The sequence below is a fragment of the Verrucomicrobiia bacterium genome, assembly GCA_035765895.1.
GTDB lineage: Bacteria > Verrucomicrobiota > Verrucomicrobiia > Limisphaerales > DSYF01 > DSYF01.
Genome location: DASTWL010000020.1, coordinates 17,026 through 28,941, shown reverse-complemented (window position 1 = coordinate 28,941; position 11,916 = coordinate 17,026). Strand labels below are relative to the sequence as shown.

Genomic DNA, 11,916 nt, shown 5'->3' with positions numbered 1-11,916 from the left:
CGAAACGACGTTGCGAGGGCACGAAACGACGTTGCGAGGGCACGAAACGACGTTGCGAGGGCACAGAACGACATTGCGAGGGCACAGAACGACGTTGTCAGGGCAGGAAACGACGTTGCGAGGGCACAGAACGACGTTGTCAGGGCAGGAAACGACGTTGCGAGGGCACAGAACGGCTCTGTCAGGGCAAAAAGCGGCTTTGCGAGGCAAAGAAGCGGGAGTTTCGATTGAAAAAGTCGCCTTGTCAGTCAACCAAATGACGTTGCTGACGAACAAAGTGGGCAAGTTGACCGGCAAAGTGAGCGGGGCCGCGAACAATGCCCGCCTTCACCTTGTCCCACGACCAAGTTCATGGGCGGGGTGACCGCCGGCCGGCTAAAGAACGTTTCAAACCGCCTCAAGGATTGACCTCGTCCCAACTGCGGAGCCCGACGATGGGCAAGGCGAACGAAAACGCCCGTTCCCAATCCGGCGTGTCCGCGGCGCGAAAGCAGTCATAAATTTTCTTCTTGGGGTGGGGGTCGCCATCCTTGGGCCGGTTGCTGCGCAAGCCGAGCAGCAGCCCGCCTTCGGCGGCGTTGTCCACGTGCCGGTGCAGGATGAACGCATCGATTCCATCCAGCCGTTCAATTTTTTTGTAGGCGTAACAAAACGCGGCAGCCTGGATCGCCTCGCCGTCGTCGCCTTTGGGCGTGTGAAATCCCTGCTCGCTCAAAATGAGGTGTCTCGGCTCGCCGCGGAACAGCAACCCGGGCCGCCGCAGATATGCGGGCAGCAGTTCGATGTTCTTGAAGGTGATGCGCGGGGTGGTGAGCACGTTGGTGGTGGCCGTCCGGTCCTTCCAGAAGCGCGGTTCGAAGAGATTTTCCGGGTAGGGATGAAAGGCCAGGTTCCAGTCAAAGTCGCCGCCTTCGCGGGCGCGCCGGGCGAAATAGTCCAGAAACGCGCGGCCCGGAAAGGCCTGCGTCGCGTCGCCCGCCGGGTAGCGCCTGTTCCAGTCGTGTTCGAGCGAAAGGTAAACGCGGGCCCAACTGGATTGCTGACGAATGGCCTGGTGCGCCAGCCGGACGGTGCGCAGGTAATCATCGGCAAATTCCTCCATCGTGACGTGGCCCATGTTCGCCCACCACCAGTGCGAGTTGACCTCGTTGCCCATGATGTAGCCCGCCACCCGGCCATGGGCTTGATCCGGACGCGACCAGCGTTCGGCGCAAAAGCCGAGCGTCGCGGCCAGCCAGCCGCGGCCTTCCGCAGTCACCGTGTTGAAGTTGCCGAGATGATTCGGCGCGTCCGGAACACAACGAGGGTGGATCAAGATGCGGTTCACCTCGGGATCAGCGGACTGGTAGGTCAGCACGATGAGGGTGACGACCACCCCGTGCTCGGACAACGCCTTGATCTGCCGGTCCATGGTTTCCAGATACGCGCGATGGAAGAAATAATGTTGTCCGTCCGCCTCCCACACCGGCCCATTCGTTTCGCCGTGCGGGGCGATGAGCTGTGACAGGTTGAAATTCAGTGCCGCCTGCTTCACGCCCAGCGCCAGCGCGTCATCCACCTGTTCCACCTGCAACCCCTTTTTCGAAAGCGCCACCGGATACGGCGCCTCGTAACGCGAAGCGGCGGCCCCCGTGTTCGCTGCGATTGCCAGCGAAGCGGCCAAGAGTGCGCCCGCCGCGAATGGGGCCGGCGCACAACGGTTCACGAGGAGCGGCAGATTCATTGAGCAGGCGTGATGCGCAGCTTGAATTCGGCGCGGGTCACGGGAGCGGTCAGCCGAATGCCAATCCGCACCGGTTGGCGACGGGTGTGGACATCTTCGTCAATGGTTTCGCTGGAGATTTTGACCGGCACACCGCCCGTATCAATGCGCACGCGCACGCCATCGCGGCCGTCCGTGATGAGGATTTCGTCGCTGCCCACCTGTTTCCAATCTCCCCACGTGATGAGCGCCGATTCGTAGGTCTCGGGCCGCGAGAACGCGATGCTGTCGCTCACCGTCAGTTCCGGCGCGGCTCCGCGGCGGAAGACAAATTCGCGTTCCAGGCGCGTCAATTCCGGCACGGCGTAGGCCGAGCGGATATCGAGCTTCAGTTCATCCGCCGCGGGCGTGAACCGGGTGTGCAACACCACGCCGCGGGCGGCGGCGCCCGGGCGTTGCAACTGGCCGGCAACGACCGGCACGGCGTGGCCAAAGGAATTCAGCACCTTGCTGTCATAGCGATGCGGGCCAAAGGTGCGTTTCGTGTAAACTTCCCCGCCCGGGTCGCAAATGACCATGGTTTTGCCGGCGACGACCATGAAGGTGCCCACGTCGTTGTGGTTGTGGTTTTCATTATTGTTGCCCCCCTTCAAGCAGGCGGCAAAGGGCGCGGGGTTGGTCGGCCCCGGCCGGCAAATCAACACCCCACCGTCGGGGAACCAGGTCCGCCACGCCAGCTCCGCAGCGTCCGCGGCGGCGCCGATGTGGGGAAGGTCGTCCGGTGCGGTTGCATACATCAGGGTTTGCGCCAGCACCGACGAAGGCCTGTCGCCATTGCTCTTGGCGTAATCGGGAACGGCAAAGCCGAATCGGCGCGCGAGAAACGCCATCAACTTTTCGTCGGGATGCGTCCCGGGCGAGCAGTCCGCGATGCTCGGATAGATGCCGGCCAGGATTTCCGTCCGCGCCCCGAATTGGGCGGGCCGCAGCGCCGCCGGTTCCGCCAGCAGATCCACTTTGCCGCCGGTGTCGCGGCGGATGGTTTCGGCGAGCGTCGTGAAATTGCCGAAGCCGTAATTCCAGTAGCCGACGCCTTCGCTGCAATAGCCGTCCGGCGTGAAGCCGCCCAGGAAGTTGCGCACGTAACGTTCGGCCGCCGCGATGAACCAGGCGCGATCGGCTGGCGACGACAGCGCGCTCAACGCGGCGCCGGTTACACCGGCGAGGCAGACGGCGTTCCAGTTGTTGCGCCCGGTCAGCCACCAGAACTGCGGCCCGGTGCCGCGCACGGCGGCGCGAAACGGGGTGAAGATGCGCCGTTCGAGATTGGTTTGGATCAAGGCGTGCGTTGCGGGTGACAGCTTGCCGGCCAGAAGACGATCTGCGAGCGCCAGTTCACCGCCCAAGGTTGACGAACCCAGATCGATTTCCGTGATGCGGCCGTGGAAATTTTTGAGCGACCCATCGTGTGCGGGATACACCCAGGTTTTTTCAGCGCACAGGGCGGTGATGGTTTCCTCCAGGGGGGCAATGAACCGGCCCTTGTCCTCCAGGCACTCGGCCAGCACGAACGTTTGCACCCGGGCACGCCGCGCAAAGGCCACTTTCTGCCAATGATCACGGTTGCCGGTGCGCGAGTAGTCGAGGAACAAATCATCCGGCAGTTCAGGCAAAGGCTCGCGCGCGAGGCGGGCGGCGTTCTCAACAACGTCAGCGAATTCGGGGCGCCCGGCCAGTTGACGCCACGCGGCACGGTCTGCGATGGACGGGGCGACGCCCTGCGGTGAAGCGGGCAGCCAGGCTGCAATTTGCGCCACCCGGGCCGCGTCCGGTTCCGCGCCCAGTGCGATGCTGGTGAAAAAAACTGCCGCCAAAAGAAGTCCGAAACGCCGTGTCCGGTTCATGGGTGAGTTCATCATGAACAGACTGCGCGGGCTGGCCGAAAATTCGAGCCGCAATTTTGGCAACGGTCATCTGCCTGATGCTGGGAGGCCGGAGTGAGCGGCGGTCCCGAAGCGCGGAAATTGAGAGTTGTTTTCTTTTTTTCCGGTGGCGCCGGACCAATGCCGTGGCCACAATCCGGGCAAAGCTATGAAAATCGAAGATATGCGGATTGGGATGCAGGTGCGGCACGTGCAATATGGGGTCGGCGCGGTCAAGTCGCTCAATGAACATACGGCGGACGTGCGATTCGATTCCGGCCTCCACACGGTGGACCCGCAGGCGGCCGGCGTGGAGCCTGCGGAGGCAACCGCTGTCATCAGCCCGTTGAGCATCCCGGTTGGCCTGTTGATCGAACGCACGGTGGGCGAGCTGGTTGACAAACTGGGTTTCGAGCAACCGAATGCCGTGGTGGGCCAGCTCGGTGCACGCTGGCACGGTGGCAAGCTCGTCCTTCATCCTGCGGATCCGACCCTCCAGACCAAGGAAGTGCCAGTGGAAGTTTTCTTCCACAAAATCGTCATGGTGCGCAACCAGCTCCGTGTGCTGGAACAAAAAATCAACGCCCACGAAAAGCTGGCCGATGGTGAAAAGGTGGAAATGCAGCAATACGTGACGCGTTGCTACGGTTCTCTGACGACGTTCAACGTGTTGTTCAAGGAAAAGGAAGACCAGTTTTAATCCGGCACGCGCGCGCCGTGCCTGGCAAAAATTCGGCAAAGAAATGGCCGCTCAATTTCCCTGCCGTTTTACCAGCACGGAGACTTCACCGTTCTGGTCGGCCTGGACCACCATGGGTTTGTCGTAGGTGACGGTGAAGGTGGAGTCGAGACCGACGCGCATCTGCTGGTAGCTGGAGGATTGCGCTCCCGCGCCGCCGGAGTAGGTGCCTGTGACGTAAGGCACGGTGCGACCGAGAAAGATTTTCAACCGGGCTTTTTCGGGTCCCAGCGGGGTGATCGTGCCGTTGAAGCTCACGGTGGTCGGGATGTCGGAGTTGTTGATGCGCACGCTGGACTGGATGGTGTCCAAATTGAACGAGCCCTCGGCACTCAACACCTGCAATGAATTGGTGCCCGCTTTCGCATCGTTCCACGTCACCGTGATGAGGTAATTCGCGGTGTCCCTGGGAGCGGTCGGCGGCTGGCCGGGATGCGGCGGCGCCGGCGGTTGAAGGGGGCGGGGCGGCTGGGGAGGCAATTGTCCGAATGCCATGGCACAGCAGAACAGGCCCAAGGTGATCAAGGGGATGATTTTCATGGAATACCCTCAAGCTAGGCCGCGCCGCCATGCGGTCAAGCGGAGAATGGCTGTGGCGAAGTGAGCCCCGCTTACTTCAGCTTGGCCGCGATGCCCGCGCCGAGCTGGGCGGGCTCGTGGATGGCGCCTTTGGCTTCCGCCCGCCGGCAACCGTTCACGAAGGATACCGCGCGCATGCTGATTTGCCCGCCGACAGGTTCCGCGTAGGCCGCCACGGGCGCCAGACAACCGCCGCCCATTCCTGCCAGGAAGGCGCGTTCCGCCGTCACGCATTGGAAGGTTTCAAAATGATTGAGCTGGGCGCACACGGCGTCGATCCGCCCGTCATTCGTGCGGACTTCAATGCCAATCGCGGCCTGGCCCACGCAGGGCAGCATGGAGTCGACATCGAGGATCGTGGCCAACAATCCCGTCGGCACATCCTTGCCCTCAATACGGCCGTCCGGCGTCAAACGATAACCGAGCCGTTTCAGGCCGGCGAGGGCCAGGATGGTGGCGTCCAGCTCCGGTTGGGCGGCGAGTTTTTGCATGCGGGTTGCGACGTTGCCGCGAATCTCGACGGCTTTAAGATCGGGCCGGATGGCGAGCAATTGGGCGCGGCGCCGTGTGCTGCTGGTGGCAACGGTCGCACCGGCCGGCAAATCCCTGACTTGCATGTGGGCGCCGAAGGCGCGCCGCGCCGGCTGCATCGAGGCTCCTTGGGCACGGTAAATCATCACGTCACGCACGTCCTCGCGCACGCCGACGGCGCCGAGTTTCAGGCCCGGAGGCAGTTCGGTTGGCAAATCCTTCAAGCTGTGCACCGCAAAATCCGCCCGCCCGTCGAGCAGGGCGACTTCGAGTTCCTTCGTGAAGAGTCCTTTGGGCAGTTCGCCCTGGGCCATGCTGGCGGTTTGCAGCTTGTCACCGGTCGTTTTGATGATCTTCAGCTCAAACCGGAACTGGGGCAGGGCGGCGCGGCATTGCGCGGCAATCATGTTGGACTGGGCGAGCGCTAGCGCGCTGCCGCGCGTTCCGATAATGATGGTCGAATCGGCCATGGTTGTAGGAAATGAGTCAGGGTTCTCGATACGGTTCAATGTTCATCCCGGCGGCCGGCGTTCGTTGAGCAGGCCGCGCACCTTGTCGATGATGATGGTTTCGCATCGCGCCACTTCCTCGCGGCGCTGCTGCAGGTAATCGTTCGCGATCATCTGCAAATCATCCACGTTGTAGAGATAGACGTTGTCCATCTGATTCACGTCCGGATCGATGTCGCGCGGGACCGCAATGTCGATCAACAAGAGCGGGCGGTTGCGGCGTTGCTTCATCAACGGCTCGAGTTTGGCGCGGTCGAGAACGTAGTGTGGCGCGGAAGTGCTGCTGATGGCGATGTCAATCTGCGCGAATTCCTGGGGCCATTGCTCGAAGCTGATGGCCCGGCCGGCCAGCGTCTGGGCCAGCGTTTCCGCGTGGGCCAGCGTGCGGTTGGTGACGATGATGCCCTGTGCGCCGCGGGAAACGAGGGCGCGGGCGGTCTTCTCACTCGTGTCGCCCGCGCCAATGACCATCACCTGATGGCCGGCGAGGGTGGCGAAAATCTTCTCCGCCAGTTCGACAGCCACGCTCGCCACGCTGACGCTGCCGCGTTGAATGTTTGTGGCCGTGCGGATGTGTTTGGCCACGTTGAATGCCCGCTGAAAGGCCTTGTTCAGGCGGCCGCCGGTGTGTTTGTGCTTTAGCGCGAGGTCGTAGGCATGCTTGAGCTGGCCGAGAATCTCGGTCTCGCCCAGCACCATGGAATCCAGACCGCTGGCGACCTTGAAGAGGTGCTGTAGGCTTTCCGGTTCGGCCAGCTTGTAGAGGTGGTCGTGAACCGGATCGGGATAAGCGTGATGGGTGACCAGAAAGTGTTGCAACTCGGCAAACGCGCGTCCGGGTTCGAGCGGCGTGGCGACGTAAAGCTCGACGCGATTGCAGGTCGAGAGGATGACTGCCTCCTCCGCGAGGCCGCGCTGCCGTAGGTCGGCCAGCGCTTCCGGCACTTCGGGTTCGGCAAAGGCGAATCGTTCGCGCACCTCAACGGGTGATGTGCGATGGCTGAGACCGATGACGACAACGGGCATGGCGTTCAGCGATGATGAATCGGCGAAAGCAGGTTGGTGGCCCAGAAGGTCAACGCCACAAAGGCAAAGCCGACGACGGCCGCGAGCGCAAAGCGCCGCCCCCGGAGCCGGCCCCTGCGGTGCAGGATGAGCAACGCCAGATAGCTGATCCAGACCACGATGGCCCAGATGATTTTGGGATCGCCTTCCGGGTTGTAGCGCGCCCGGTTTTCGTCGAGATAGACTGCTCCAGTGCCGAGGCCGACCGACAGCAGAATCCAGCCGGCCAGCATCAGCCGCCCGACCGCAATTTCGAGCCGTTGAATTGGGGGCAGCAGGGAAAGGAGGGCGTTGACCTTGCGCTGCTTCAGGTTTTTTTCCTGCGTCAGAAACATCAGTCCCGCCGCGCAACTCAAGCCGAAGGCGGCATACGCCAGCAGGGAAAGCGTTGCGTGCAGGCTCGGCAGCGCGCCGGTAAATTGCGGCGTGGGGCCGTGCGGCGGATCCAGATTGGGATCCACCAAAGCAAACACGCCGATGGCCAGCATCACCGGCGAGAAAAAGACGCCCAGAAAACGAAAGCGTGGCCAGGCGCCGATGACCAAATACGCCAACACGCTGAACCACGTGAAGAACGTGGTGGCTTCGTAAACGTTGTAAACGGGGCAATGGTTCAGGATGAAGCCGCGTTTAAAGATGGCCATGGTGTGACAGCCGAACCCCACCAGCAGCAGGAGATAATTGACGATGTCGTCCCGCCGAAATCCTTTACGCCAGAGGAATACTGAATAAATCGTGCTGAGGCCGTAAATCAGGACGGCGAATAGAAAGAATTGGCGGTCGGTTATCATCACGCAGCGATGCAGGTTAAGTTTGGCGGGCAGCGAGGCAAGCGGCAATTCGGTCTTTGCGAAAAGCCCGCTGGGGCATTGAGTTGAGCCGAACCGGGCCGGGCATTTGGTTGGGGGACAAGTGGTTTGACTTGCCTGTGGGGCGACCCTAAATTTTCCGTGATGTTTGTCGCGGAAACCAAGCCGGCCAATCCTCCGGCCGCTCGTTCGCAGAGCACTGACCCGGCCAACCCCTGGAAACAGATTGTTGAGCCGGTTGAGCCTTTTTTGGAGGCGGTTTCGCGCGGTTTGTCCTCGCAGGTGGACGCCTTTGATCCGGCGCTCCGGCCTTACGCCGAATATGCCCTCACCGGCAACGGCAAGCACCTCCGTCCGGCGCTGGTGGCCCTCGGGGCCAATGCCGTCGGCGAAACGAACAACGATCACGTCACGGTGGCCGTCATTATCGAGATGGTCCACTTGGCGACCTTGGTGCATGACGATGTCATGGACGAGGCGGAGATTCGGCGTGGGCGACTGACCCTGGCTTCCAACTGGGGCAATGACATTGCCGTCCTGTTTGGCGATTGCCTCTTTGCCCACGCGTTGCGGCTGGCAGCCAGCTTTCCCACGCCGGAAATCTGCCGCGCTGTGGCCTCCGCCACCAACACGGTTTGCGCCGGCGAAATTCTGCAAAACCGGAACCGGGCCAACCTGCAGCTCTCGCGGGTGGAATATTTCCGCATCATGGAGATGAAGACGGCGGAGTTGTTTGCGCTGTCCTGCGATCTCGCGGTTCTCCTGGCGGGGGCGAGCCAGCCGCATCGGGCCGCCATGCGCCAGTTCGGCATGGCGTTCGGAACGGCTTACCAAATTTTTGACGACTGCCTGGATCTCTTTGGCACCGAAGCGCAGGCCGGCAAGTCGTTGGGCACCGATCTGGTGAAAGGGAAAATGACCCTGCCCATGCTGATCCTGCGCGAGCGGGCCGGTGAGGCGGATCGTCTGGAACTGGACCGCTCATTGACCAACTGGCAGCCGGGTTCGTTTCCCCGCATCGTGAGCTTGCTGCGGCATTACGACACGCTGGCGCCCTCTTGCGAAACCATCCATCAATACCTGAACCAGGCGCGCCGCGCGGTGGCCACCCTGCCGGCCCGTTCCGGGCGCGTCGCCCTGGAAAAGTTGGCGGACTATCTCCAGTTACAAGTCGCCGCCTTGGGAACGGGCTTCTGAATCTGCCCATGTCTGCCTCCGAAAAGGCCAGTCTTCCCGCCGCAGCGGCGGCCATCGCTCCGGTGGCCAAAGCCGAAACCGCCGAGGCGCGCGAGGAGCAACGTTTGGTGGAGCAGGCCCGCCAGGGAAATCTGGAAGCGTATGACGCGCTGGTCCGCCGTTACCAGGAACGGATCTACGGGACCATCTACCACATGACCTCAAATCATGAGGATGCGAACGACCTGGCGCAGGAAACGTTCATCAAGGCCTTTCAGGCGCTGAAATCCTTCAAGGGCGGGTCCAGCTTTTACACGTGGCTCTACCGCATCGCCGTCAACAAGACCATCAATTTCCTCAAGCAACGGAAGAACCGCTCGGGCATGAGTCTGAACGACCTGGATTTCAACGCCGAGCACGACCCGGATTTGGTGGCCCTCATTTCGCAAAAAACGCCCCGACGGGAAGCGGGGTTGACCGAGTTGCAGGAAAAATTGAACGAGGCCATGGGCAAGCTGTCGGAAGTGCATCGGCTAGTGGTGACCTTGCACGATGTGCAGGGAGTGCCGCACGAAGAGATCGCGAAAATCATGGATTGCAACATCGGCACGGTCCGGTCGCGGCTGTTTTACGCACGGCAGCAGTTGCAGGGGTTTCTGGCCGATTACTTGAAATGATGCGTATGGAAAACAACAACGATAATTTCGAACAACTCCGGCGCCTCATGGCTCTCAAGCGGCATGAAGTGCCGCCGCCGGGTTACTTTCATGCCTTTTCAGGGCATGTCATCGCCCGCCTCCGGGCCGGGCAGGGGCAGCGCCGCGGCCAGTGGTCCTGGTTGAACCAGATGTGGGAGACGTTGCAAGGTCGGCCGGCTTTTGCCGGCGTCTTTGGGGCCGGCGTCTGTGCCCTGATTTTGATTGGCGTCTTTGCGGCCGAAGAGCCATCCACCCCGCCGGAATTGGTCCATTCTCCCGCAATCCAAGCCAGTTCGCCCTTCCTGGCGGTCACGCCGGTTGCGGCTGAAGCAGGTCTGACATCCCAAGTTGAGCTTTCTTCGACCAATCCCACGGTGAACGCCGCGCCGAACCTCTTCGACATGGTGCAACCGTATCAGGCGATGCCGGTTTCAGCCACGCCGCAGCCGTAACGGTCTTGTTCCGAACGAAGCGCAAACCCTCCGGCCTTTCAAGCAAGGCAAGGTCGGAAGGGGCCCGTCGCCAAACTCCTCAGTATTCCTTCGTCAGCACCAGCGCCAGCTTTTCGATGGTAACCGTCATGCGCTGTCCTTCAATGGCGGCGGTGGCGGAAATGTCCTTGCCATCGAGATTGTATTTGAGTTGATAGAAGCCGTTCGCCCCGGACCAGCTTCCTTGTCCGCCCGTGAGCGGCGGCGGCGTGCCGGGAGCCAGCGGCGCCTCCAAGTTGGGAAAATCTTTGATCGCCATCTGGCTGTCGGTGCCCACGATCAGTTTCACCTTGGAGTAAAACGTCTGGTAAAGGAGCCGCTGCGATTGCATTTGCTTGGCGGTCAAATTCGGCTGTGCCTGGCGCACGGCCGCGAGCGTTCCGCGCAGGTCAAAAATCCACCGGCCCAAAATCGGCTCCTGATCATACTTTGGCGAGTGCGCGGTATAGAGGAAGTTCGTCAAATCCTTCAGGTCGGGTTTGGCGATGGACCAGATGGTGTTGAGCGTGTCCGGACTGCTCACGATGGTTTTGACGGGCGGATATGCGAGCAGTTGCGACAACGGATCCTTGCGGGCGCGCATTTCGGTGAACTGCTGGTCGTTGGCCAGGGTTTGAAACTCCTGGCGTTCGCCCAGCATCAGAAAGGCCGGGTAGCGGGCGAGACGCGCTTCAAGCAGGCTGTTTTGATACAGCAATCCCGCCACGTCCGCGGCGTCGTAGAAACTTTCCGGCAGGCGCCCGACCGCGCCCGCGGTTTTGATGAAGCCAGTTTCCTCCAAGTCATGCCCGGCGCGGTTTAGCAGGCGCGCAGTCCGCGACATGCCGTCGCCCGCCTCCATTTGGACTGTCCAGTAACTGAGCGTGTAAATCACGAAGGAAATCAGGATCAGGTAGGCGGTGCCGTTCACGAGCCCGAGGCAGAGTCCTATGCGCCGGTTCAAGCGTTCCCAGAGGGTGAAGCGCAGATCGCCGGCCTTGTAACGAAAGTGCACCTCCACCTTGTGATGCACGGCAAATGCAATGGATTTGAAGATGGCGGAGATGACGCAAAACACCAGCAGCGGTGGCAGCAGCCACAAAATGACCGGATTCACCACGCCGAATGCCTTCAACAGGATGGCCATGGGCTTGGCCAGCGGCACCGCCAGCAGCACGCCAAAGAAAATACCCAGCAAGGAGAAGGCAACCCGAATGGCGCCTTGCCGATACCCCAAACCAGCCAACGATGCCAGAAGCAGCAGCGCGAGAATCCAGATTGTCATGCCGCAGCATAGAAATGGAGCCCCCCGAAAATCACGCAGAAAATGCAGGCGTTCTCCCGGTCGGTGATTTTCAAGCTGTGCCGAATCTGGCCAGCCACCCGCAGGCGCGGTGAATCGCGGCATCGAATTGAGTCCGCCAATTGAGTTGCGCTTGCTTTTCATCGTGGCTTCCGAAAAATTTCCCCACACAGCACGCTCCAAACAGCATTTCGGCCGTAACTCAGAAGACCGGTCGGAAATCGCCCTGGTCAGGACGCGACCCGTCAAACTTGTCATCCGACAAGCGTCATTCTGGCGTCCGCAAGGCGGTCACGACACCAACAGATGTGACAAAAATGCCAGGCAAACCTGAAAACTCGCGGCAACCAAACGAGCCTCGACGGCTGCTTTACCATCTCGGCACATCGCCCGTGTCGGCCGCCCCGCCGCTC

Annotated in this window: 12 protein-coding genes; 5 read left to right on the top strand and 7 right to left on the bottom strand. The window is 61.5% G+C overall.

Going from position 1 to position 11,916, the window contains the following annotated elements; all coding sequences use genetic code 11:
- The coding region (locus tag VFV96_04515) for a hypothetical protein (GenBank protein ID HEU5069662.1) at window positions 1-231 on the top strand (231 nt) is incomplete at its 5' end.
- A 166-nt stretch (window positions 232-397) separates the two neighbouring features.
- Here VFV96_04515 and VFV96_04510 read toward each other — a convergent pair.
- Together VFV96_04510 and VFV96_04505 are read right to left on the bottom strand one after the other, a co-directional pair.
- Window positions 398-1,723 carry a DUF5722 domain-containing protein gene (locus tag VFV96_04510; protein ID HEU5069661.1) on the bottom strand — a complete coding sequence of 442 codons (1,326 nt, stop codon included), beginning with the start codon at window positions 1,721-1,723 and terminating at the stop codon, window positions 398-400.
- Window positions 1,720-3,576 carry a heparinase II/III family protein gene (locus tag VFV96_04505; protein ID HEU5069660.1) on the bottom strand — a complete coding sequence of 619 codons (1,857 nt, stop codon included), beginning with the start codon at window positions 3,574-3,576 and terminating at the stop codon, window positions 1,720-1,722. Before VFV96_04505 ends, VFV96_04510 begins: the two co-directional genes overlap by 4 nt.
- A gap of 217 nt (window positions 3,577-3,793) precedes the next feature.
- Between VFV96_04505 and VFV96_04500 the strand changes: the two genes are divergently transcribed.
- Window positions 3,794-4,324, top strand: a complete 531-nt coding sequence (locus tag VFV96_04500; GenBank protein HEU5069659.1) for a hypothetical protein — start codon at window positions 3,794-3,796, stop codon at window positions 4,322-4,324.
- A gap of 51 nt (window positions 4,325-4,375) precedes the next feature.
- Here VFV96_04500 and VFV96_04495 read toward each other — a convergent pair whose 3' ends face one another.
- The 4 genes from VFV96_04495 to ccsA form a co-directional block, all read right to left on the bottom strand.
- Entirely contained in the window at window positions 4,376-4,903 is a 528-nt protein-coding gene (locus VFV96_04495; GenBank protein HEU5069658.1) for a hypothetical protein, read from the bottom strand.
- Between the two features lie 71 nt (window positions 4,904-4,974).
- A complete protein-coding gene (gene hemC / locus VFV96_04490; protein HEU5069657.1) occupies window positions 4,975-5,943 on the bottom strand; it encodes a hydroxymethylbilane synthase in 969 nt (322 codons plus the stop codon).
- A 42-nt stretch (window positions 5,944-5,985) separates the two neighbouring features.
- Window positions 5,986-7,008 carry a glutamyl-tRNA reductase gene (gene hemA / locus VFV96_04485; protein HEU5069656.1) on the bottom strand — a complete coding sequence of 341 codons (1,023 nt, stop codon included), beginning with the start codon at window positions 7,006-7,008 and terminating at the stop codon, window positions 5,986-5,988.
- A 5-nt stretch (window positions 7,009-7,013) separates the two neighbouring features.
- Window positions 7,014-7,838, bottom strand: coding sequence for a cytochrome c biogenesis protein CcsA (gene ccsA / locus VFV96_04480; protein HEU5069655.1), 825 nt, complete (start codon window positions 7,836-7,838; stop codon window positions 7,014-7,016).
- Between the two features lie 162 nt (window positions 7,839-8,000).
- Here ccsA and VFV96_04475 point away from each other — a divergent pair, with 162 nt between their 5' ends.
- From VFV96_04475 to VFV96_04465, 3 genes are read left to right on the top strand one after another with little or no spacing between them, the layout of a single operon-like run.
- Window positions 8,001-9,053, top strand: coding sequence for a polyprenyl synthetase family protein (locus tag VFV96_04475; protein ID HEU5069654.1), 1,053 nt, complete (start codon window positions 8,001-8,003; stop codon window positions 9,051-9,053).
- An 8-nt stretch (window positions 9,054-9,061) separates the two neighbouring features.
- Entirely contained in the window at window positions 9,062-9,709 is a 648-nt protein-coding gene (locus VFV96_04470; GenBank protein ID HEU5069653.1) for a sigma-70 family RNA polymerase sigma factor, read from the top strand.
- A gap of 5 nt (window positions 9,710-9,714) precedes the next feature.
- Window positions 9,715-10,182 carry a hypothetical protein gene (locus VFV96_04465; GenBank protein ID HEU5069652.1) on the top strand — a complete coding sequence of 156 codons (468 nt, stop codon included), beginning with the start codon at window positions 9,715-9,717 and terminating at the stop codon, window positions 10,180-10,182.
- A 79-nt stretch (window positions 10,183-10,261) separates the two neighbouring features.
- Here the strand turns inward: VFV96_04465 and VFV96_04460 are convergent, their stop codons facing one another.
- Complete coding sequence (locus VFV96_04460; protein ID HEU5069651.1) at window positions 10,262-11,485, bottom strand: CvpA family protein; 1,224 nt, start codon at window positions 11,483-11,485, stop codon at window positions 10,262-10,264.
- Between the last annotated feature and the right edge of the window lie 431 nt (window positions 11,486-11,916).